The organism is Burkholderia sp. AU19243, from assembly GCF_018148075.1.
GTDB classification, from domain to species: domain Bacteria; phylum Pseudomonadota; class Gammaproteobacteria; order Burkholderiales; family Burkholderiaceae; genus Burkholderia; species Burkholderia latens_A.
This window is the reverse complement of the sequence record NZ_JAGSTV010000002.1, coordinates 15,852-36,630: the sequence shown is the minus strand read 5'-3', so window position 1 is coordinate 36,630 and position 20,779 is coordinate 15,852. Positions and strand designations below refer to the sequence as shown.

General features: G+C 66.2%; 21 protein-coding genes. 13 read left to right on the top strand and 8 right to left on the bottom strand.

What is annotated here, in order from left to right:
• The first annotated feature begins 127 nt into the window (after positions 1–127).
• Positions 128–712 carry a malonic semialdehyde reductase gene (locus tag KDW55_RS03610; RefSeq protein WP_059774236.1) on the top strand — a complete coding sequence of 195 codons (585 nt, stop codon included), beginning with the start codon at positions 128–130 and terminating at the stop codon, positions 710–712.
• A gap of 6 nt (positions 713–718) precedes the next feature.
• On the opposite strand, the gene KDW55_RS03605 is transcribed toward KDW55_RS03610, so the two are convergent.
• Positions 719–1,867, bottom strand: a complete 1,149-nt coding sequence (locus tag KDW55_RS03605) for a metallophosphoesterase (RefSeq protein WP_212161210.1) — start codon at positions 1,865–1,867, stop codon at positions 719–721.
• On the opposite strand from KDW55_RS03605, the gene KDW55_RS03600 reads away from it, so the two are divergent.
• The 6 genes from KDW55_RS03600 (at position 1,866) to KDW55_RS03575 (ending at position 8,327) form a co-directional block, all read left to right on the top strand.
• Complete coding sequence (locus KDW55_RS03600) at positions 1,866–2,276, top strand: hypothetical protein (protein WP_156789102.1); 411 nt, start codon at positions 1,866–1,868, stop codon at positions 2,274–2,276. The genes KDW55_RS03605 and KDW55_RS03600 overlap by 2 nt on opposite strands.
• Before the next feature lie 88 nt (positions 2,277–2,364).
• Positions 2,365–2,658, top strand: a complete 294-nt coding sequence (locus tag KDW55_RS03595) for a hypothetical protein (protein WP_212161211.1) — start codon at positions 2,365–2,367, stop codon at positions 2,656–2,658.
• Positions 2,655–3,704: a multidrug transporter subunit MdtN gene (mdtN, locus tag KDW55_RS03590; protein ID WP_040140251.1), complete on the top strand. Its 1,050-nt coding sequence runs from the start codon at positions 2,655–2,657 to the stop codon at positions 3,702–3,704. Before KDW55_RS03595 ends, mdtN begins: the two co-directional genes overlap by 4 nt.
• Entirely contained in the window at positions 3,685–5,754 is a 2,070-nt protein-coding gene (locus KDW55_RS03585) for an FUSC family protein (RefSeq protein ID WP_212161212.1), read from the top strand. The genes mdtN and KDW55_RS03585 overlap by 20 nt, the downstream gene beginning before the upstream one ends.
• The gene (locus KDW55_RS03580; RefSeq protein WP_212161214.1) at positions 5,741–7,288 is read left to right on the top strand and encodes a TolC family protein; all 1,548 of its coding nucleotides are present in this window, start codon (positions 5,741–5,743) and stop codon (positions 7,286–7,288) included. Before KDW55_RS03585 ends, KDW55_RS03580 begins: the two co-directional genes overlap by 14 nt.
• A 331-nt stretch (positions 7,289–7,619) precedes the next feature.
• Positions 7,620–8,327 (top strand): MgtC/SapB family protein, encoded by a 708-nt coding sequence (locus KDW55_RS03575; RefSeq protein WP_040140256.1) that lies wholly within the window; start codon positions 7,620–7,622, stop codon positions 8,325–8,327.
• Between the two features lie 38 nt (positions 8,328–8,365).
• Here KDW55_RS03575 and KDW55_RS03570 read toward each other — a convergent pair whose 3' ends face one another.
• On the bottom strand, positions 8,366–9,085 hold the full coding sequence (locus tag KDW55_RS03570; RefSeq protein ID WP_212161215.1) for an autoinducer binding domain-containing protein: 720 nt from the start codon (positions 9,083–9,085) through the stop codon (positions 8,366–8,368).
• 73 nt (positions 9,086–9,158) lie between these two features.
• Between KDW55_RS03570 and KDW55_RS03565 the strand changes: the two genes are divergently transcribed.
• From KDW55_RS03565 to KDW55_RS03555, 3 genes are all read left to right on the top strand, one after another.
• Positions 9,159–9,602, top strand: a complete 444-nt coding sequence (locus KDW55_RS03565) for a DUF4902 domain-containing protein (RefSeq protein ID WP_212161216.1) — start codon at positions 9,159–9,161, stop codon at positions 9,600–9,602.
• A gap of 210 nt (positions 9,603–9,812) precedes the next feature.
• Positions 9,813–10,421 (top strand): acyl-homoserine-lactone synthase, encoded by a 609-nt coding sequence (locus KDW55_RS03560; protein WP_059547352.1) that lies wholly within the window; start codon positions 9,813–9,815, stop codon positions 10,419–10,421.
• A gap of 52 nt (positions 10,422–10,473) precedes the next feature.
• Complete coding sequence (locus tag KDW55_RS03555) at positions 10,474–11,232, top strand: hypothetical protein (RefSeq protein ID WP_212161218.1); 759 nt, start codon at positions 10,474–10,476, stop codon at positions 11,230–11,232.
• Positions 11,233–11,771: 539 nt separating this feature from the next.
• On the opposite strand, the gene KDW55_RS03550 is transcribed toward KDW55_RS03555, so the two are convergent.
• Positions 11,772–12,341, bottom strand: a complete 570-nt coding sequence (locus tag KDW55_RS03550; protein ID WP_212161219.1) for a GNAT family N-acetyltransferase — start codon at positions 12,339–12,341, stop codon at positions 11,772–11,774.
• A 267-nt stretch (positions 12,342–12,608) separates the two neighbouring features.
• Complete coding sequence (ribA, locus tag KDW55_RS03545) at positions 12,609–13,259, bottom strand: GTP cyclohydrolase II (protein ID WP_040140267.1); 651 nt, start codon at positions 13,257–13,259, stop codon at positions 12,609–12,611.
• Between the two features lie 177 nt (positions 13,260–13,436).
• Here ribA and KDW55_RS03540 point away from each other — a divergent pair, with 177 nt between their 5' ends.
• A complete protein-coding gene (locus tag KDW55_RS03540; protein WP_040140269.1) occupies positions 13,437–13,898 on the top strand; it encodes a CBS domain-containing protein in 462 nt (153 codons plus the stop codon).
• Between the two features lie 152 nt (positions 13,899–14,050).
• Here the strand turns inward: KDW55_RS03540 and KDW55_RS03535 are convergent, their stop codons facing one another.
• On the bottom strand, positions 14,051–14,380 hold the full coding sequence (locus KDW55_RS03535) for a DUF4148 domain-containing protein (protein WP_040140272.1): 330 nt from the start codon (positions 14,378–14,380) through the stop codon (positions 14,051–14,053).
• A 512-nt stretch (positions 14,381–14,892) separates the two neighbouring features.
• Between KDW55_RS03535 and KDW55_RS03530 the strand changes: the two genes are divergently transcribed.
• The gene (locus KDW55_RS03530) at positions 14,893–15,291 is read left to right on the top strand and encodes a GreA/GreB family elongation factor (RefSeq protein WP_040140274.1); all 399 of its coding nucleotides are present in this window, start codon (positions 14,893–14,895) and stop codon (positions 15,289–15,291) included.
• Positions 15,292–15,458: 167 nt separating this feature from the next.
• Here KDW55_RS03530 and KDW55_RS03525 read toward each other — a convergent pair whose 3' ends face one another.
• The gene (locus KDW55_RS03525; RefSeq protein WP_040140277.1) at positions 15,459–16,568 is read right to left on the bottom strand and encodes a porin; all 1,110 of its coding nucleotides are present in this window, start codon (positions 16,566–16,568) and stop codon (positions 15,459–15,461) included.
• A 611-nt stretch (positions 16,569–17,179) separates the two neighbouring features.
• Between KDW55_RS03525 and KDW55_RS03520 the strand changes: the two genes are divergently transcribed.
• Positions 17,180–17,557 carry a YXWGXW repeat-containing protein gene (locus tag KDW55_RS03520; RefSeq protein WP_212161220.1) on the top strand — a complete coding sequence of 126 codons (378 nt, stop codon included), beginning with the start codon at positions 17,180–17,182 and terminating at the stop codon, positions 17,555–17,557.
• 401 nt (positions 17,558–17,958) lie between these two features.
• Here KDW55_RS03520 and KDW55_RS03515 read toward each other — a convergent pair whose 3' ends face one another.
• Both KDW55_RS03515 and KDW55_RS03510 read right to left on the bottom strand, forming a co-directional pair.
• The gene (locus KDW55_RS03515; RefSeq protein WP_212161222.1) at positions 17,959–18,567 is read right to left on the bottom strand and encodes a cysteine hydrolase family protein; all 609 of its coding nucleotides are present in this window, start codon (positions 18,565–18,567) and stop codon (positions 17,959–17,961) included.
• Between the two features lie 435 nt (positions 18,568–19,002).
• Positions 19,003–20,520 (bottom strand): cytosine permease, encoded by a 1,518-nt coding sequence (locus tag KDW55_RS03510; protein ID WP_212161223.1) that lies wholly within the window; start codon positions 20,518–20,520, stop codon positions 19,003–19,005.
• Positions 20,521–20,779: the final 259 nt, after the last annotated feature.

The following is a 20,779-nucleotide window of genomic DNA, read 5'->3' as shown; positions in this document are numbered from 1 at the left end:
CGAGGCCGGTGCGTTTTCGCGCGCCACGCTATCATCGCGGCGTATCGCAACGCGCCCTTATCCAGGGCGCCGCGTTGTTCCGCAATGCCGGCTGGCACGACCCGGCCGATTTCTTCACGGACCCACCATGACCCTCTCCGATTCCGCCCTCGACCAGCTGTTCCTCACCGCACGCACCCACAACGCATGGCAGGACAAACCCGTCGACGACGCGCTGCTGCACCGGTTGATCGACCTCACGAAATTCGGCCCGACGTCGGCGAACGCGAGCCCCGCGCGCTTCGTGTTCGTCAAGTCGCCGGAAGCGAAGGCGCGCCTGAAACCGGCGTTGTCCGAAGGCAATCTCGCGAAGACGATGGCCGCGCCCGTCACCGTGATCGTGGGCATGGACTTCGCATTCCACGAGCACCTGCCGCGCCTGTTCCCGCACGCCGACGCACGCAGCTGGTTCGCCGGCAACGACGCGCTGATCGAAGCCACGGCGTTCCGCAATTCGTCGCTGCAGGGCGCGTACCTGATCCTCGCGGCCCGCGCGCTCGGCCTCGACGCGGGCCCGATGTCGGGCTTCGATGCCGCAAAGGTCGACGCCGAATTCTTCGCGGGCACCGCGATCCGAACCAACTTCCTCGTGAATCTCGGCTACGGCGATCCGGCAGGCCTGTTCCCGCGCAGCCCGCGCTTCGATTTCGACGATATCGCGCGCATCGTCTGACGCGCGCTAGCGGCCGCGTGCCAGCCGGATCAGCGTGATTTCGGACGGCACGCCGAAACGGTTCGGCGGCCCCCAGTAGCCGGTGCCGCGGCTGGTGTAGAGCCACATCGCGCCGAACCGGCTCAGCCCGCCGATCACCGGCTGTTGCAGGCGCACGAACGGCGGCCACGGCAGAAACTGGCCGCCGTGCGTATGGCCGGACAGCTGGACCGTGAAACCGGCGCGGCTTGCCGCTTCCGCGCTGCGCGGCTGGTGCGCGAGCAGGATCTTCGTGGCGACGTCGTGCGGCGCGCCCGCCAGCGCCTGCTCGGGGTCGCTGCGATGCGCGGGATCGAATCCGCCCGCCGTGAAATCCGTGACGCCCGCGAGCACCGCGCGCGCGTCGTCGTGCTCGATCAGCACATGCTCGTTGAGCAACACCTTCAATCCGATCCGCCGGAACTCGTCGATCCATGCATGCGCGCCGGCGTAGTACTCGTGGTTGCCCGTCACGAGGAAGCTGCCGTGCCGCGACTGCATGCGGCCAAGCGGCGCCGTGTGCTCGCGCAGCCGCTTCACCGGGCCGTCGACCACGTCGCCCGTCACGACGACGAGATCGGCGTCGAGCGCGTTGACCGTGCGCACGATCCGTTCGATATAAGGCCGCTTGATCGTTGGCCCGACGTGAATGTCCGACAGTTGCACGATCGTCAGCCCGTCGAGCGCGGCCGGCAGTCCGTCGACCGGAATCGACACGCGCTTGACCGCCGCCGTGCGGCGCGCGCCGACGAATCCGATCGCGCTGACCAGCACCGCGCCCGCCAGCACACCGAGTGCCGTGTCGGATGCCGCGCCGCTCCAGGCGCCGTCATGCCCCAGATGCCGCCATGCAACGACGCCGAGCAGCACCAGATCGCGCAGGAACGTCAGCACCAGCAGCGACGAAAAAAAACCCATCGCGAGCGAGCCGGCCCAGCCGGCCAGCGTCGCGGCCCAGCCTTCGTCGAAGCGGCGCGAGAACATGCCGACCGGAATCAGCACGACGAAGCTCGCCAGCACGAGCGCCGCGAGCGTGCGCGCGAGCGGCGACGCGAAGGCGTCGGGAATGATCCGCAGCCCGACGTACAAGTGGAACAGCACGCCGATCGCAATGAAGCGGACAAAGAAACTTCGCATGGAACGTTCATCCTCGTTGCGGTACCGCTACCGCTTCCGCGCCGCGCATCGGACGAAACCGTGCGTCAGTTTCCGTCACGCGTCGCGCTATTCGCACGATGGTACACAGATACCGGGCGGCACGACGGATCGCGGCCGCGGCAAACGCACTGCGCGGCCGGAATGCGGATTCATCCGCGTTTGCGCTGCAATCCGGCATTCGACTCGCCGATTCCCGTTGCGTCGGCACGCAAATGGCGTCGACCCGGTTTCATCTGACGATTTTTTGCATGCAGACGGCAACTCTGCGACCGCAGGCGCTGGCAGAATCGCGATCGTCACCGACCATCCCGAGGCGCCGGCCGCGCGCCCGATGCGAGCCGCCTGCACGCGGGGCATCGCTGGCGATCCGCATCGCGCTGTTTTATGATCGGCTCCGTATCGCGGAATCGTCGTCGCGGCGACGGACCGCATTGCGCCGCGCCCGGCATTCACCTCCAACGTCGAGCTCGTCACACATGAGAAAAACAACGTCGCGCGCGCTCATGCGTGTCGCCGCCACACTGGCGCCAGCCCTGCCGCTCGCAGGCTGCGCGTCGCGCGGCGCACCGTCGTACGTCCTGTTCGGCGCGTATTTCCCGCTCTGGCTCGTCAGCGCGATCGTCGGCATCATCGGCGCGATCGTCGCGCACCGCGTGTTCGTCGCGACCGGCTGGGCCGCCACCGTCCCCTACCAGCTCGCCGTCTGCACCGCGATCGGCCTCGTGGTCGCCGTGATCGTGTGGCTCGCCGGCACGGGGCCGTTCGCATGAAGGCCGCCGGCATCGCCCGCCCCTCCACGAAAGGCCGCGTGATCGCGCTGGCGATCGTCGCGCTCGGCATCGCCGCGCTCGCGTACGCATACCACCGCACGACGGCCTACCCGTCCACCGACGACGCGTCGATCGACGCCGACGTCGTGCACGTCGCGTCGCCCGTCGGCGGACGCATCGTGCGGCTCGCGGTCCACGAAAACCAGCGCGTCGCGAAAGGCGACTTGCTGTATGAAATCGACCCGGTGCCGTACCGGCTGACGGTCGCGCAGGCGCAGGCCGATCTCGAGCTCGCACGCGCGTCGCTCGACACGCGCCGCCGGTCGCTGATCGGCGAGCGCTCGAACGCGGCCGTGGCCGCCGAGCAGGTCAAGCGTGCCTCGCAAAACTATGACCTCGCGACGCGCGACGTGAACCGGCTCGCGCCGCTCGCGGCGCAAGGCTACGTCAGCGCGCAGCAGTTCGACCAGGCGAAGGTCCGGCAGCGCGACGCGGCCGTGTCGCTCGCGCAGGCGCAGGAACAGCAGCGCGCATCCGCGCAGACAATCGGCGACGACGCCGACGCGATCGCCACGCTCCATGCACGCGAAGCCGCGCTCGCCCGCGCGCAGCACGCGCTCGACGATACGGTCGTGCGCGCGCCGCACGACGGGCTCGTGACGGGCCTGACCGTGCTCGCGGGCGAGACGCTCGCGCCGAACCAGTCGATCTTCACGCTGATCGATGCGAGCGAATGGTTCGCCGTCGGCAATTTCCGCGAAACGTCGTTGAACCGAATCGCGGTCGGCGACTGCGCGACGGTCTATTCGATGATCGACCGAAGCCGTCCGCTGACGGGCAAGGTCGTCGGCATCGGCGCCGGCATCGCGGACAGCGCGCGCATCAATCTGCCGCGCGCGCTGCCGATCGTGCAGAACTCCGTGAACTGGGTGCACGTCGCGCAGCGCTTCCCGGTGCGCGTGAAGCTCGACGAACCCGACGGCAAGCTCGTGCGAGTCGGCGCGAGCGCGATCGTCGAGGTCCGGCATGGCTCAGCCTGCCGCTGAGGTCCGCGCGCCCGGCCCGCGCGAAGTGCTGCGACTGCTCGCGCCGTTTCGGGGCCGCGCCGCGATGGCCGTTCGGGTCGCGCTGATCTGCGCGCTCGTCGTGCTCGTGACGAGCGGCTACGGCACGCCGGAAGCCGCGATCTCCGCCTACGTCGTGTTCTTCCTGAATCGCGCCGATCGCGTGACGAGCGTCGTGCTGGCGGCCGCGATGCTGCTGCTCGTCACGCTCGTGATCGCGCTCGTGGTCGGCGTCGCGATCTTCAGCATCGACTACTCGGTGCTGCGCGTCGCATGCATGGCCGTGCTGTCGGTCGCGCTGCTGTATCTGACGTCGGCCAGCAAGCTGCGCCCGATCGGCGCGATCCTCGCGATGATCGTCGGCTTCGGGCTCGACCAGCTCGGCCTCGCGCCGGTCGGCGAAGCCGCGACGCGCGCGCTGCTCTACGCGTGGCTGATGGTCGCGATTCCGGTCGGCGTCGCGATCGTCGTCAACCTGTTGATCGCGCCGTCGCCGCGCAAGCTCGCACTCGCGCAGCTCGCGACACGGCTGCGGCTCGCCGCGCGGCGGCTACGCGGCGACGACGACGCACGCGCGGCCTTCGACGCGAGCCTGCGCGAAGGCGACAAGCAGATGCTCACGTGGCTGAAGCTGTCGACGCTCGAAGGATCGACGCCGGCCACCGGCGCGCCCGCGCTGCGACACGCGATCGCATCGAGCACCGCGTTGCTCGTGGCGGTTGCGCTCGCCGACCGCGAGCCGGACGCACGCCTGCCCGCCGCATTCGCGGAACCGGCCGCGGCGACACTCGACGAGATGGCCGGCATCTTCGAGCAAGGCGGCTATCCGGTCGACGTCACGCTCGCATTGCCGCCGACCGATACGCTGGCGCCGCTCGCGCGCGTCGTCGCGACCGATCTGCACGCGGCCATCACGCATTTTGCCGAGCCGCCACCGCCGCTGCCGCTGCCCGCGACATCGGCTGCACCGGCCGCGGCCTCGACCGATGCATCGGCTTCGCCGGCGAAGGCGCCCGCCGCAGCGCCCGCGCCGCGCGGCGGCTTCTTCCTGCCGGACGCCAGCACCAATCCCGACCACATCCGCTACGCGCTGAAGACGACCGTCGCGGCGATGTTCTGCTACCTGCTGTATTCGCAGCTCGACTGGTCCGGCATCCACACCTGCTTCATCACCTGCTACATGGTGTCGCTCGGCTCGACGGCCGAGACGGTCGAGAAGCTCACGCTGCGGATCGCCGGCTGCATCGTCGGCGCGCTGATCGGCACCGCGGCGCTCGTGTTCGTCGTGCCGGCACTGTCGTCGATCGGCGAGCTGATGGCGCTCGTATTCGCCGGCGCCTGGCTGTCCGCGTGGATTGCATTCGGTTCGCCGCGCATCGCGTATGCGGGCTTCCAGGTCGCATTCGCATTCTTCCTGTGCGTGATCCAGGGCGCGGGCCCGGGCTTCGACCTGACGCTCGCGCGCGATCGCACAATCGGCATCCTGCTCGGCAACATCGTCGTGTATCTCGTGTTCACACGCATCTGGCCCGTCAGCATCGGCAAGCAGATCGACGTCGCACTCGCCGCGCTGCGCGACCAGTGGCGCCGTATCGTGCAGGTCGCGCAGCCCGCCGAACGCCGCACGCTCGCGGCGGAAGCCTTTGCGCGTCACGGCGCGATCGCGCAGGAACTCGGGCTGATCCATTACGAACCGTCGTGGGTCCGCCCGGCCGCCACGTGGCTCGCGACCCGGCGGCGCGCACTTGCGGAACTCGGCGCGCTCGAAGGCCCGCTGTTCCTGCTCGCCGAACGCACGCCGGGCGATGCGGCGATCGATGCACGGCTCGCGCGCGTGGTCGAACCGCGCGAAGGCGCCCCCGTTGGCGATGCCGCTTCGGCGCCGGAACGCGCAGCGACCGTGCCGGTCGCCACCTCCGCCGATCCTGCACGCGACGCGCTGCTGAACCTGATCGACACGCGGCTCGCGCACATTGCCGAAGCCGCGCGTCAAGCCACACCGATGGAGCCTGCCCCTCATGCGCGTCCCTGAAACGCCGGCCGCGCCGATCGCCGCCGCCGCGCTTGCAACCGCGATCGCGCTGACCGGTTGCGCCACGTCCTCGGTCGACCTCGCGCCCGAGGCGCCCGACCGTCCATGGCAGCCGCAAACGTCGGCCGCCGGCGACATCGTGCCGGCCCCGCCGCTTGCGTCCGCGCAGCGCACGCCGCACGACTACACGTTGCCGGCCTCGCCCGCGCTCGCGTCGGTGCCGCCGCCCGCCGCACTCGATGCCACGCATTCGTATACGCTGCCCGAGCTGATCGATCTCGCCGAATCGACGAATCCGCTGACCCGCATCGCCTGGAACGACGCGCGCAACGCGGCGCTCGCGGTCGGCATCGCGAAGACCGCGTATCTGCCGAACCTGTCCGCGACCGCGATGGGTGGATATCAGGCGAAGCACGGCTCCACGTCGACGATCCTCGGCGACTCGTCGAGCAACACGACCGTGCACGGCACGATCTCGGCGCTGTCGCTGCAATGGCTGCTGTTCGATTTCGGTGGCCGCGCGGCGCGCGTCGAGGCCGCCGAGCAGGCGTCGGTCGCGTCGAATGTCGCATTCACGGCCGTGCACCAGCAGGTGATTCACGACGTGACCGTCGCGTATTACCGGTACGAAGCCGCCCGCTCGCGCGCGGCCAGCGCGCGGCAGGGCCTGGCGAACGCGGACGCGATCCTCGCCGCGTCTCGCGCTCGGCTCAGGCAAGGCGTCGGCACCGTCGTCGAACTCGCGCAGGCGACGCAGAATCGCGCGCAGGCGAATCTCGCGCTCGTGCAAGCGAACGGCGCGGAAAGCGACGGCTACCTCGCGCTCGTCTCCGCACTCGGCATCTCGCCACTGTCGAAGCCGTCGATCGCCGAGTTGCCCAAGCGCCCGCTGCCGCCTGCGCTCGCTTCATCGGTGGACGCGATCGTGTCCGACGCGATCGCGCGCCGCCCGGACCTGCAGGGCGCGTATGCGCTCGAGCAAGCCAACCGCGCGAAGATCAAGGCCGCGCAAGCCGCGTTCATGCCGAAGATTTTCCTGTCGGCGTCGACGTCCTATGCCAGCGGCGGCACGGCGATCACCGCGCTGCCCGCGATCGGCGACCAGGCGGCGACCGTGAACCTGAACGGCAGCCGCTACGGCAGTAGCGTGTTCGTCGGCGTGACGATCCCGTTGTACGACGGCGGCCTGCGCTCGGCCGTGCTGATGCAGGCGCGCAACGATGCGGAGAGCGCGTCCGCGCGCCTCACGCGGACCAAGGAGGAAGCGGTGCGCCAGGTCGTCGCCGCGCAGAACGCGGTGCAGACGAGCCTTGCGTCGCACGACGCGGCGAAGGCGCTCGTCGATGCTGCGCAGACGAGCTACGACGCGGCGCTCACCGCATATCGCAACGGCGTCGGCTCGGTGACCGATGCGACGATCGCGCAAAGCCAGCTGCTGGCGGCCCGCAACGCGGAAGTCGACAGCTACGCGGGCGCGCTGTCGGCCGCCGCGGCACTCGCGCTTGCCACGGGGACGATCGGCACGTCGCAGTAACCTTCGCCGTGCCGCACCGGCCGTTCGCGGCCGCCCGCCGGATGGGTTGACGCCCGCGCGGGCGGCCTACTAGAATGCCGCGCATTCTTCTATCAGGAACCATCGTGGACAGTTGCAGCACTTCGTTGCGTGCGCCGCTTGCCGCCTGAACGCCTGTCCGCCGCAGTTCTCCTGCCGCGGCTCGCGTCACGCGAGCCCGCACGCCGCCCGTTTCACACTGAATGACGCATTCGCGCGCTACAGTACCGCGCGATGACGGCCCTCGTGCCGCGCGCGACCTCGTGCGGCCGCGACGCGGGCCGGCATCCGCGCCTTGCACGGCAGGACACCCATGACTCTCGATTTCGCACTCCGTCTTTTCACCGCGTTCGCCTGTGGCGTCGCGATCGGCCTCGAACGCCAGATGCGGCAACGCACGGCGGGCTTGCGCACCATCACGCTCGTCGCAAGCGGCGCGTGCCTGTTCGTCACGCTCGGCGTGCTGACGGGCAACGGCGTGGCCGGCGTCACGCAGATCGCCGCGTACGTCGTATCCGGCGTGGGCTTTCTGGGCGGCGGCGTGATCATGCGCGACAAGGGCTCGATCCAGGGCATCAACACGGCCGCGACGCTGTGGTGCTCGGCCGCCGTCGGCGTGCTGGCCGGGTCCGGCCATTACGTGCCGGCGCTCGCCGGCACGGGCGTCGTGCTGCTCACCAACACGGTGCTGCGCGGCGTCAGCCAGGCGATCAACGCGACCCCCGTGTCGAACGCCGATCTCGTGCGCGAATACCAGATCACCGTGATCTGCCTGGCCGCCGACGAAGTGCACATCCGCACGCTGCTGTCGAACTCGATGTACGCGAAACCGTTGTCGTTCCAAAGCCTGACGAGCGAGGACGTGCCGGAGCAGCCCGACCGGCTGAAGGTGACCGCGACGCTCAAGCTGCATCCGAAGGATCAGCAGAAACTTGAGCAGATTGCGAGCCGGATGAGCATGGAGAAGAGCATTTCCAGCGTGAGCTGGACCGCCAAGGAAGCCGAGCCGATGATGGAGTGAGCGGCGGCGGCGGCCGGCCCGCCGCATCCGGCCGCGCGTCAGGGCGTGTCGATGAGCCCGGCCGAGATCGCCTTGACCACCGCCTGCACCTTGTTGGTCGCCGCGAGCTTCTCGAGGATGTTGTTCACGTGGAAGTTGACCGTACGCTCCGAGATGCTGAGGATCTGGCCGATTTCGCACGCGGTCTTTCCTTCGGCCGTCCAGCACAGCACCTCGCGCTCGCGCGCGGTCAGCGTGACGCCCGCCTCGGGCGACAGCTTCGGCACCATGAAGCGGCTCATCAGCGAATGCGACAGGTTCGCGAGCCAGTTCGTCTGCAGCGTCAGCATGTTGATCTCGGCCGGCGTGAGCCGGTCGGCATGACGCGCGATGCTCAGCAAGCCGAACGCGCCGCGCGCCGCCCAGCTCGACTGAGCGACGCCCACCGACAGCCCGTAGTCGTGCGCGTCCCGCCACAGTGGGCATGGATCGATCCGGTCGACGTCCGGCCAGACGATCATGTTGGTGCTCAGTGCGCCGTCGCGAACCGTCGAGTCGATCTCGATATAGTTCTGCGCCTGATAGTGCTCCATCCAGCCGTTCGGATAGGTATTGAAGATCGCGACCGCCGGCTTCGACACGGGCAGCGGCACGCGAATACCGTAACAGCAATATTCGAAGCCCAGGCGTTTAGAATAGGCGGCGATCCGCTGGAAGAGCTGCTGCTCGTCTTCCGCGGCACTGAACTGTTGGTAGGCATCCTGCCAGCGCAATTCCATTCTTTCTCCGACAACGTCACGCTGTCATACCTGTCAGGTGCCAGCACCGGTTGGGGGCTGATACATTCCGCGCATGACTTCACCTTTGTTGCATCCGGTCCGCGGCCCGTCTCCGGACGGCTACGTGCGCCTTTCCGAAAGCGCACTGGCCGCGCTCGCGCTCGACCATGTCGCCAGCGGCCTCGATGCATCGCTGCTCGGGGAACTGCGCGACAGCGCCATCGACGCGCGCCTGGCCGGGTACACCGAATGGCACCGTCCTGCCAGTGCCGGCGTCGCATACGTGACGGTCGGCTGGGACTGGTATCTCGAGCGCGCGACGGGCGCGTTCGTGATCGCGGGCGGCGACGTCCGCAGCAACATCATGGCCGTCGACACCTCGGGCGCCGATCTCGGCATGTTCCGCACCGCTGCCGCGCTCATCGAGCGGCTCGGCTGTGTGGACTGGCCGGCGGCAGTCGCGTCGTCGCTTCTGGGCCGCGACGATGCCTATCATGCCGGTCCGACGCTCCAGTGACAATCGGGCGCAGTTTCGTCTGACATTTCCGCAAGACTGGCGGTCTTTATAAGCAAAACCCGCCCGTATTTCAATCCCACCGATCAAGAAACCGTTACCACCGGTCAAATCGCATCGACCGATGCGTCACCCTGTAAGAGTTACCAGTTACCGCCGCCTCGGGACGCGCGATGTAATGCGTGCATACCAAAGTATCGATCCGAGGACACCATGCGGACCTTCGTTCACGAGGAAGGGCGGTTGCCGTACGAACTTGCAGCGGATCTAGGGCGCTATCGGCGCCGTGTATTCGTCGAACAGCTCGGGTGGGCGCTTCCGTCGGCGAACGAAAGCTTCGAGCGCGATCAGTTCGATCGCGACGATACCGTCTACGTGTTCGCACGAAACGCCAGTGGCGACATGTGCGGGTGTGCGCGCCTGTTGCCGACCACGCGTCCGTATCTGCTGAAGTCGCTGTTCGCCGATCTGATCGCCGAAGACGTCGCGCTGCCGGAATCGGCTGCCGTGTGGGAACTGTCGCGGTTTGCGGCAACCGGCGACGAAAACGGTGCGGGAAACGCCGAGTGGGCCGTCCGCCCGATGCTCGCCGCCGTCGTCGAATGCGCGGCGCAGCTGGGTGCGCGGCAGCTGATCGGCGTGACGTTCGCGAGCATGGAGCGGCTGTTCCGCCGGATCGGTGTGCACGCGCACCGCGCAGGGCCGCCGAAGCAGGTGGACGGTCGTCTGGTGGTCGCGTGCTGGATCGACATCGATCCGCAAACGTTTGCTGCACTTGGAATCGAGCCGGGACGGGCCTCCCGGGAAGCCATCGCTGCCTGAGCCGGAACGCGCGTAGTCCGGCCGGGCGGCATCGTAACGAAGGAGAAATACCGTGGACCAGTCTCAGGTCTTTCGCGCGATGATGCCCGGGTTGACGAGCGCCGTCGGCGCCCGCATCGCGGTTGCGTACCCGTTGTATCCGCGGCCGCTGCCGCTCGTGCGGCTCGATCGCCGCGGGCTCGTGTTCCGCGCGGCCGGCGCCGCGCCGCTCGTGTGCGGGCTGCCGCGCGCGGCCACGCTGCTTGCAGCCGACGAGCCGCTCTGCTCGCTGCGTCTCGTGATCCGCGACGTCGCCCCCGTAGGTGACGGCCGGCACGATCTGACGATGCAGCCGTCGGGCGCAGCCGGCGACGAGTTGCTGTGGCACGCGCTGCGCGAACGCGAGCCGTACCGGCGGATCCGTCAGCCGCTCGCGCCATTCGATGCGATCGTCGCATCGACTGGCGCGCAACCGTCTGCCGGCGACGCGCCGCGTCCGTCGCGCAGTGCGGCGTTCCGTCTACGCTGCCACAGCGATGCGCTGTTCTTTGCCGACTGGCTCGAATATCACTTCGACGAGCTGCGCGCACTGTCGCAGCAACACGGGCCGCAATTACAGCTCAACCAGCTGCAGCGGCAAGTGGCCGATGACGAGGTCGGCGTGCGTTTCGTCTACGACATCGACGGACACGCGGCGCGGCACGCGCTCACCGACTGCGCGCGCGAGGCCTGCGCGTGGATCGAGACGGAAATGCGCGACAAGTACGCGGTACCGGTCGCGCAGGAGCGGTTCGGTGCGCTCGCCGCACACGCGCGAGCGAGCGGAATGTGAAAGCGACGGCGGCGGCTGGCATGTTGGTTCCCGCCTTTGTCGGGTACGGCGCGGGTTGCGTTGCGTTGCACAATTACAACTAGGGCTTGCCAGCCCTCGGGTTTTCCCTTAAAGTTACATCCGTCTCCTCCATGTCTCCAAACATGGATTCAGCCCGCTCCAGTAGCGGGCTTTTTCTTGCCTGCGTGATTAATTAGGGCTGCATCGAAGCCCTGCTGTCTTTCGCTCCTCGCACGGGCGGCCTCGCTCCCGCGATGTCTCATCGACGAACGGCTCGCGCGCAGCCGGTGTCGGCATTACCCCAACCCGTCGCGCATCTCGACAGAGCCGAATGCATGCGCTGCGACGCGTTCAACCTATCGGCTCTCCGCCCGATCGCCCAGCATCCGATGCGACATACGCACGCGCCGCCGCGGAGGGCTTCTCGCGCGAGACATCGATCAAATCGTGACAGGATGGACGTTCAAGGACGCGGACCGTTGCCGGGATCGTCCTGCAGAACGCGGAGTGGCGCTGAGGGGACGGGCACGCCCGTGCTGTTACGTGCTGACGCGGCCGTCGAGATGAACGCACGTTGTGCGCGTGACGAACACGACATGGTGTCGCAACGCATGTCCCTGCGGCAGCGCGGGATGATCGAAATCGCGCGTCGGCTGCCGCGCCATTCCGAGCCGCTGCGCAACCTTTAGGGATCTCGAATTCGCTGCGGCCGTCCACGCGAAGATCTCGCCGAGCTCGAGCCGGTCGAATCCGTCGGCCAGTGCAGCGGCGGCCGCTTCGCTCGCGTAGCCATGCCCCCACGATGCGCGCGCCAGACGCCATATGATCTCAATGCACGGCGCCATCGGGTGCTCGTCGCGAACTTCGCGCGACAAACCGCAGAGGCCGATCAGTGCACCATCGGCACGACGCTCGATCGCCCATACACCGAAACCGTTCGCATCGAAATGCGCTTCGAAGCGCGCGATGGCGGCTTCCGCCTCATCGACGGACATCGGCCCGCGCGCGAGCCACGCGGTCACATCGGGATCCGCATGCATCGAAGCCAGCCCACCGGCATCGTCCGGTCGCCAGCGACGCAACGTCAAGCGTGCGGTTTCGATCTTCAATGGCGAGTTCTACCGTGATCGGGACATGCAGGAGATACGCGATGCGCGGAGCCGTACGCGCGCAATCTCGCAGCGAAGGAACAAGGCGGAACGCGCAGCGAAAGGACGCGTCAATCGCGATCGCCATCAGTGCCGGCCGGGAACATCGGTGGTCGCAACAACGGGCGACAGAAATTGAACGAAGCACGGCGCTTCGTTTCCCGCCGCAAGTTCGTCGAAGGAGCGCCCGACGCCCGCACACGTCGGGCGGCAGTCCGTCGAACGCTATTACTCGTTTTCCTCGAAGTAATGCCCGAACTTCACCTGCTTGGTCCGGATATAACGCTCGTTTTCCTCGCGCACGGGCACCGCAAGCGCCACGCGTTCGCACACGGGAATACCGTGCTTCACGAGCGTGTCGAACTTCTTCGGATTGTTGCTCATCAGTCGCACCGACGTCACGCCGAGGATCCGGAGGATCGCTGCGGCCGAGTCGTATTCGCGCGCGTCATCGGGCAAGCCGAGGTCGAGATTCGCCTCGACGGTGTCGCGCCCTTGCTCCTGCAACGCATATGCACGGATCTTGTTGCTCAGGCCGATGCCGCGCCCTTCGTGACCGCGCAGATACAGCAGCACGCCGCGGTCTTCCGCCGCGATGTAACGCAGCGCGAGATCGAGCTGCTCGCCGCAATCGCAGCGGTACGAGCCGAACACGTCGCCGGTCAGGCATTCGGAATGAAGCCGCGTCAACACGGACTGCTCTCCGGTAACGTCACCCATCACGAGCGCGAGATGTTCGGCATCGCTGCCCGATACGCGAAAAGCGTACGACGTGAACGTACCGTAGCGCGTGGGCAGCGACGCGGTGGCGACGAGCGTCACGCACTCGTCGGCCTGGCCATTGCCCTGCGCGGGCGATTGGGGACGCGAAGACATCATGAATTCAGTGGAAACGATCAGGAATGTAGGAGTTGTGTGGATAGTGCGTGACCGGAGTTTACCGCTAATCTGGAAACGTCACGCGACTGCCGCCGCCGGCCCGGCTATACTGGGCCCGTCGGGTGCCGCGCATCACGCCCTGCCTTCCCTGCATCGTCCAGCACACGGAGAAAGCACATGAGCACGACTGTCGCGCAAATTCTCAAGGCCAAGCCGGACTCCGGCCGCACCATCTACACCGTCAAGAAAACCGATTTCGTCTACGACGCCATCAAGCTGATGGCGGAAAAGGGAATCGGTGCGCTGCTGGTCATGGACGGCGATGAAATCGCGGGCATCGTCACCGAGCGCGATTACGCGCGCAAGATCGTACTGCAGGAGCGCTCGTCGAAGGCAACGCGCGTCGATGAAATCATGACGTCGAAGGTGCGCTACGTCGAACCGTCGCAATCCACCGATGAGTGCATGGCGTTGATGACCGAACACCGGATGCGCCACCTGCCCGTTCTCGACGGCGGCAAGCTGATCGGCCTGATCTCGATCGGCGACCTCGTGAAAAGCGTGATTGCCGATCAGCAATTCACGATCAGCCAGCTGGAGCACTATATCCACGGCACGCCGGCCGTCACGTCCACCTGAGTGTCGCAGCAAAAAAGGCCCAAACGCGTGAGCGTCTGGGCGGTAAAGCCGCCGGAATGCGGCGACGGAGGTTCTGCTCTGCTGACGCAGACGCGCGCGGGTGGCGCGCGTCCGGTCGGTCACATACTGTGCTCGGGCAGACCCGGAGATGTTTAGTTGCCGAAGTACACGGAGTTCACGGGGTTCGGCGCTTCCCGCGTCATGCGGCGGCCCGACTGGCCTGCGCTCGTCGCGACCGCACCATAGCCGCTCGTGTCGGCCTGGGCAAGCGTCGGCTGGTTCGGCTGGATCCGTTGTTCTGCAGCCTGGATGTTCTGCGGGTATTGCGCATCGCTTGCGAGCGGCTTGTAGCCGTTCTGTTCGAGCTGCGCGAGTTCCGCGCGCACCTGGTCGCGGGTCAAACCTTGCTCGGACTGCGCAAACGATGCGATCGGGGTGGCAAGAACGGATGCAGCGATCGCTGCGTAGATGATCGACTTCATGATGGACCTCCGAAATATGTTCTCTTTTGGCGTCGCTTCGGGCGGGACTGTCTGAAGCGATGGATCAAGTGTAGTGCTCGCGATACCAAGGGGAAACCCTTGGTTTGAACATACTGCGTTGCGTTTTCGGAAAAAATCGCCCGCCGATATCCCGCAAGATCACTATTACTTGAACCATTTTCAGAACAATGCCTGACGAAAGGCCGACAACCCGATCACCCATTCGGAAGGTTGTGTTGTAGAATCGTAAGGTTTTATTCGCCTGTCGATCTCTGTCCACCATGCACGCGCTCACGCTTTCGTCGGTTTCGCCGTCCGGCCTCGCCGGCGCGGGCGCGCGCGCCGGCCATCCGGCGCACCCCTGCCTTCGACGCACGGCCCAGGCACCGCTCGCCCCTGCCCGGCGCCTGAACTGACGGCACGGCCTCCTTCCGGAGCCAGGTCAGACAGGCTCCGGGCGATCCCCATAGGCACGCAACGCCTGCCCCATGCCGATCATTTGGAGAACTGCCATGAAACAACGCCTTTACCAGTTGACCGAACTCGACGTCGCTCGTCTCGAGAAGCACGCCGAGCACAACCCGCGCTTTCAGGCGATGCTCGACACGCTGCTTGAGCGCGCCGATATCGTCCAGCCCGACGCCATCAAGGCGAACGTCGTCACGATGAATTCGCAGATCACACTGCTCGACGAAGCGTCCCAGGAACAGGCCACCTGGACGATCGTTTATCCCGATGCCGCCAACCTCGAGCTCGGCCGACTGAACGTCTTCTCGCCCGTCGGCATGGCGCTGCTGGGTACGCAACGCGGCCAGATGGTCAAGGTGATGCAGCCGAGCGGCGCCGAAAAGCTCATGAAGGTCGCCGAGATCGTGTTTCAGCCGGAAGCCAACGGCGAATATACGCGCTGATTCACCGCACAGCCGCACCCTGCCCCGAATGCGAAAAAGCGAGGTCCGTGCCTCGCTTTTTTTGCGCCCCCACGATCCGGATCGTCGGCTACGCATTTCACAGTCGAAAAAAAAGGCGCCCGAAGGCGCCTTTTTGAGCTGCGAAGCTGGTTACCCAGCCGTCACGCTTAGAAGCGGTGACGCAGACCAACCGTTGCTGCGGTTTGGTTGATCGACGAGCTCGGCAGCGTGCTGACGTCGCCGTTGTAGATCGATGCGCCAACACCGTTCTTCGCTGCACGCTGGTACACAGCTTGTGCGTAGACGTCGGTGCGCTTCGACAGCGAGTAGTCAGCTTGCAGGCCGAACTGGTTCCAGTGCGTGCTTTGGCCGTCAACCTTCGCGTTCGTGTACGTGTACGCTGCACCCAGGCCGAGAGCCGGCGTCAGGTTGTACTTTGCGTTGACTTCGTAGTTGTCAGCGTGGAACGTTGCCGCGCCGTTAGCTTGGTTGTCGATACGCGATTGCGTCCATGCCGCGCCAACTTGCGCCGGGCCGAATGCGTATGCAGCAGCCGCGCCGTACGTGCGCAGGCGGCCTTGGCCATTGAACAGAGCCGACGACGAGTCAACTGCGCCCGTCGTGTTGTTGTTCGGGTTGTTCGCTTGCGAGTAAGCTGCACCCAGCTTCAGGCCTTGGAACTGGTACGACACGCCGCCGCTGTACGCGCGGTTGTTGCCGAAGTTCGTGCTGTTCGAGAACGAGTACGTGCCGCCGAATTGCAGGCCAGCGTAGTTCGCGCTTGCGAACTTGATCGTGTTGTTAGCCGAGTAGCCGCCGTTCGTGCTCAGGTTGTCGTTGTTGAACGGGTGAGCGAAGTACGTGCCGCCCCACGAGCCCGTTGCGGTCAGCGGTGCCAGGTAGTCCTGGACGGAGTCGTACTGCTTACCCAGCGTAACCGTGCCGTACTGGCTCGACAGGCCGACGAAAGCCTGGCGGTTGAACATGCCGTTGTTGTTCGCGAACTTGCCGTTACCGATATTGAAGCCGCTTTCCAACGTGAAGATTGCCTTCAGGCCGCCACCGAGGTCTTCCGAACCACGCAGGCCGAAGCGGCTTTGATCAATGCCCGAACCCATCGACCAACGCGACTTGCCAGCTTGGCCGAGTGCCGGCTGGACGTTGCTTTGGTAGGTGATGCCTGCGTCCAGCACGCCGTACAGCGTGACGCTGCTTTGCGCGTGAGCGACGGTAGCGAACGATGCTGCAGCTGCTGCAACGATCAGAGTCTTGTTCATTCGTGGAGCTCCCTTCTAAAAAGAGGCAGGTCTCGCGACCTTGTTCATAAACGGTCTGCAACCGCCCGGAAACGCCATCGGTCCTGCTGGCTGCGCCCGGATAGTTGCCCGTTTGGGAACCGTGAGTTTAGGGGTGTACCCTAGGGGAGCGATCTGCAAATAAAGAAATAAGCTTTTCCAGAACTAGAAATAATGAAAGTGGGGACGAGTTATAAGTATTTGTTTTGACGTATTTTTTTGACTTCTTGACGGCCGCTTTTTGTAGGCTTTCATCCCACCATTCTTTCATGTCATCGTCTTGACGGTTGCATAGAAACAACAAACGGAATCGTGGCAGCCGCCGAGAAACGGTAATTTTTACTTGGTTTAATCTCAAATAACGGGTACGGTCGCCTAAAAGCCGTGGCACGAACAGTAAACACGGGATCGCTCGGCCGCTGCCGCTTTCCGCAATCTTTCTGTGGTTCCCGCGGTTGGGAATCGCCCCCGGAGTGCCACTGACGCGTCCCCGTCGTGACATGCAGTAACAGGCTTAACGAGGCCCGTAACCCGGCCCCAGGACCAGAAGGCTAATGTAAGGCCGCCTCCAGCACTTATATAAAAGGATCTGCATGAATCGACGCTTGTGGTTGCGCGCGATCGGACTGACCGCCGCTGTCGTCGGTACGGGCAGCTGGCTACACGCCGCCTCGGCCCAGCCCGTCCCACCGCCCGGATATCGGCCGCCCGGTACAGGCCGGGGCCCCGGCAGACCGCCTTATTCCGATCGTCCACGCTTCGCGCCACCGGCCCCGCGGCGCGATCGCCGGCCGCCGCCGCCGCGGCCGCACGGCTATGTCTGGGCCGACGGCTACTGGCGCTGGCAGCGCGGCCACTATATATGGGTGCCCGGACGCTGGCTCGCGCGGCGCCCGGGGCATAGGTGGGTGCCCGGCTACTGGCGTCGCCAGGGACAAGTGTGGGTTTACGTCGACGGCGCGTGGCGATAGGCGAACAGTCCGCCACGCGCGTGCTGGCCCGATGGCACGGGCGGAACGTTCATGCTGGCCGGTCGCGCCGTTCGTCCGCGCGTTCAAAAAGACCCCGGACCCCCCGCGAATTCTCCGTAGTGCGACCGAGGGCGATCTCGTCTAACTGCCCGCGCATGTAACCGATTGGTCGGGCTAGCGCAGCGATGCGCTCGTCGATCTCTTCGGCGTGAAGGACGGCATGATCGTCGAACACCGGGACGTAACCCACGCAGCAATGGAAGAACCGCGAACGCGAACACGATGTTGTCGCCGCGCCCGCGCCTCGACGCGGCGGATCGAGGCAAGGATCCACGCCCCGCGTGACGGGCTGATTGAGCGCGTCGCGCGCGAGCGACGCTCAAGCGCCGGCCACGCGTGGTTCAGGCGACGCCGAGCGCGAGCACCTGCTCGGTCGTCAGCACGTCGCCGAACGTATCCGACAGCGCGGCCAGCGTCGCGCGATGGAGATCGCAGTGCGGCACCGTGCCGCCGGCGACGTCGAGGTCCCGCGTCGCGCACGCGTCGTCGACGACGATCACTGCGTACCCCAGCGGCACCGCATCGCGCGCCGCGCCTGCAACGCAGGCATGCGTCATCAAACCAGTGACGATCAGCGTGTCGATGCTGGCGGCTTTCAGGCGCTCGTCCAGGTCGGTCGTAGGAAACACGCTCACCGACGTCTTCTTCACGACCGCATGATACGGCGCCGGCTGCAGGTCTGGATGAAAGCGGAAGCTGTCGCTGCCGTCGGCGAAAAGCAGGCCGTCGGCCGCACCGGCATGCTGGATGTGGAACACGGAAATGCCCGCACGATCGGCGAACGCGATCACGCGCTGCGCATTGGCTAACGCACGCGGCCCTTCCGGAATCGGCAGCCGGCCGCTGAAATATTCGTTCTGGAAATCGATCACCAGTAGCGCGGTGCGCGCGGCGTCGATCGACGTCGGCGCGCTCGCGCCGGCCAGGGTGCGGATGGTCGGATGTTGCATGAGTCGCTCTCTACTCCAGGTTGTGGCACATCGAACGGAACGGCGGTTCGGCAACAAATGCCGCCGTACGCGGCCCCGTGGCAGATTGCCGTTCGGGAACGGGCCTGCAGCGACCGCGAGGCGCCAGTGTCGTGCCGTGCAGCTCCGTGCGACAGCCGCCCGCAGGACAACGTCCGACAGAATCGGGCCAACCTGTACGCAGCCCGCGTGCGACAGTACGTCCATGTGCGCCTGCGGCCGTAGCACCCCATCATCACGAAACCGGGCGGACGGCCTCGCCCCCGCCACCGGCGGCCCGTTTCGCGTATTTCTTCACGGGCCGCATCGCGAAACCACGTTCACGCGAGCCCGTTCGCAAGCCGTCGCGCTTCCGAAACGACCGTGCCGCCGGCGGCTCTCCCGCTCGGCGGCATCGTGTTCCACGGCATCCTGTGCTCAGTACCCCTTCGGCTGAATCGCCGGCGCACCGACCGCGCGCGCCGCCCGCTTGCCGCCGCGCACGACAAAGCGTCCACGCGGGCCGTATACGCCATCCGCTTCCGGATACGCACTCAGCAGCACGAAATACAGCATGCCGCCGACCACCAGCGACACCGGCACGCTGAGGTCGAGTCCGCCGGCGAGATTGCCGAGCGGCCCGACGAGCTGGCCGGGCAGGTTTACGAACGACAGCCCGAGGAACGCGGCCGGCAGCCATGCCCCCATCGCGCGCAGGTTCCAGCCGTGCGTGAACCAGTAATGGCCGCCGCGCAACCCGCGGTTGAACACCTGCAAGTCATCGGCAAGATAGAAGCCGCGGCGCGTCACGTAGCCGATCACCATGATCGCCATCCACGGGCAGCTGAACGTGTCGATCAGCGTCGAGAACGTTGCGACGCTTTCGACGAGGTTGAACCAGAAACGGCCGATGAAGATGAACGCGATCGCGAGCGTGCCGATCAGCAGCGTCGCCCGCACGCGGTTCAGCCAGCGCGGGAACATGCTCGACACGTCGAGGCCTGTGCCGTATAGCGCCGTCGTGCCGGTCGACATCCCGCCGATGATCGCGATCAGGCACATCGGCAACAAGAACCAGCGCGGCGACACCGCGAGCAGCCCGCCGACGTAATCGTTCGATGCAATGAACGCGGGCGCCTTCGATGCGATGATCGTCGCGGTCGCGAGGCCGAAGAAGAACGGCACGAACGTCGCGATCTGCGCAGCGAACACGGCGCCCATTACGCGCCGCTTCGGCGTGTGCTGCGGAATGTAGCGCGCCCAGTCGCCGAGCGTCGACGCGAACGACACCGGATTGCTCAACGCGACCAGCACCGCGCCGACGAACGCGGCCCAAAAACCCGCGCTGCCCGGGTTCAGCGTACCCGCGTAGTTCATGTCGAACGTCCCGGCGAACGCGAACAGGCCTGCGACGAACAACAGGCTCGCGGCCCACACGGCGACCTTGTTGACCAGCAGCATGAACCTGAAGCCGTAGATGCAGACGATCAGCACGAGCACGGCGAACGCCAGGTATGCAGCGCCGAGCGTGAAGCCGTTGACCGGCACGCCGACCAGGTCGTGCGCGCCGCCGACGAGCGCATCTCCGGAACTCCACACCGCGAGCGAGAAGAATGCGATCGACGTGAGCAGTGCAAGGAACGAGCCGACGATCCGGCCGTGAATGCCGAAATGCGCACCGGACGATACGGGGTCGCTCGTGCCGTTGCGCGGACCGAACAGGCTCATCGGCGAAAGAATGCAGGTGCCCGCCAGCACGCCGAGCACGATCGCGGCGACGCCCGCCTTGAACGACAGCCCGACCAGCACGGGAAAGCTGCCGAGCACCGACGTGGAAAACGTATTGCAGCCGCCGAACAGCAACCGGAATAGATCGATCGGACGCGCATGGCGCGATGCGTCGGGAATGCGCTCGAAACCGAACGATTCGATTTGCGTAATTCTGCCTTCACCCATTTGTCTCCAACTCCTCTGGTGCGTCGGTACGGCGGCTACTGCGGCCATACGACACATCGTCATTGATTCGCGGCCACTCTAAACCGGATCGGGCGGCGCAAATATCACGCATTCGAGACGTTTACGACGAAGGGGAGCAATGTTTGCCGCAGGCAAACCGGCGGACGGGTGTGCGCTTCGCGCGCGACGCGGATCGATCGTGGGCGGTGCGACTGTCATGACGCAGCGCCCGCGAAGCTGGAGCGCCGACGATTCACTT

Coding starts and splice junctions, on each gene's coding strand:
- KDW55_RS03610 (WP_059774236.1), top strand. CDS start 128: ATGACCCTCTCCGATTCCGCCCTCGACCAGCTGTTCCTCACCGCACGC.
- KDW55_RS03600 (WP_156789102.1), top strand. CDS start 1,866: ATGGAACGTTCATCCTCGTTGCGGTACCGCTACCGCTTCCGCGCCGCG.
- KDW55_RS03605 (WP_212161210.1), bottom strand. CDS start 1,867: ATGCGAAGTTTCTTTGTCCGCTTCATTGCGATCGGCGTGCTGTTCCAC.
- KDW55_RS03595 (WP_212161211.1), top strand. CDS start 2,365: ATGAGAAAAACAACGTCGCGCGCGCTCATGCGTGTCGCCGCCACACTG.
- mdtN (WP_040140251.1), top strand. CDS start 2,655: ATGAAGGCCGCCGGCATCGCCCGCCCCTCCACGAAAGGCCGCGTGATC.
- KDW55_RS03585 (WP_212161212.1), top strand. CDS start 3,685: ATGGCTCAGCCTGCCGCTGAGGTCCGCGCGCCCGGCCCGCGCGAAGTG.
- KDW55_RS03580 (WP_212161214.1), top strand. CDS start 5,741: ATGCGCGTCCCTGAAACGCCGGCCGCGCCGATCGCCGCCGCCGCGCTT.
- KDW55_RS03575 (WP_040140256.1), top strand. CDS start 7,620: ATGACTCTCGATTTCGCACTCCGTCTTTTCACCGCGTTCGCCTGTGGC.
- KDW55_RS03570 (WP_212161215.1), bottom strand. CDS start 9,085: ATGGAATTGCGCTGGCAGGATGCCTACCAACAGTTCAGTGCCGCGGAA.
- KDW55_RS03565 (WP_212161216.1), top strand. CDS start 9,159: ATGACTTCACCTTTGTTGCATCCGGTCCGCGGCCCGTCTCCGGACGGC.
- KDW55_RS03560 (WP_059547352.1), top strand. CDS start 9,813: ATGCGGACCTTCGTTCACGAGGAAGGGCGGTTGCCGTACGAACTTGCA.
- ribA (WP_040140267.1), bottom strand. CDS start 13,259: ATGATGTCTTCGCGTCCCCAATCGCCCGCGCAGGGCAATGGCCAGGCC.
- KDW55_RS03540 (WP_040140269.1), top strand. CDS start 13,437: ATGAGCACGACTGTCGCGCAAATTCTCAAGGCCAAGCCGGACTCCGGC.
- KDW55_RS03535 (WP_040140272.1), bottom strand. CDS start 14,380: ATGAAGTCGATCATCTACGCAGCGATCGCTGCATCCGTTCTTGCCACC.
- KDW55_RS03530 (WP_040140274.1), top strand. CDS start 14,893: ATGAAACAACGCCTTTACCAGTTGACCGAACTCGACGTCGCTCGTCTC.
- KDW55_RS03525 (WP_040140277.1), bottom strand. CDS start 16,568: ATGAACAAGACTCTGATCGTTGCAGCAGCTGCAGCATCGTTCGCTACC.
- KDW55_RS03520 (WP_212161220.1), top strand. CDS start 17,180: ATGAATCGACGCTTGTGGTTGCGCGCGATCGGACTGACCGCCGCTGTC.
- KDW55_RS03515 (WP_212161222.1), bottom strand. CDS start 18,567: ATGCAACATCCGACCATCCGCACCCTGGCCGGCGCGAGCGCGCCGACG.
- KDW55_RS03510 (WP_212161223.1), bottom strand. CDS start 20,520: ATGGGTGAAGGCAGAATTACGCAAATCGAATCGTTCGGTTTCGAGCGC.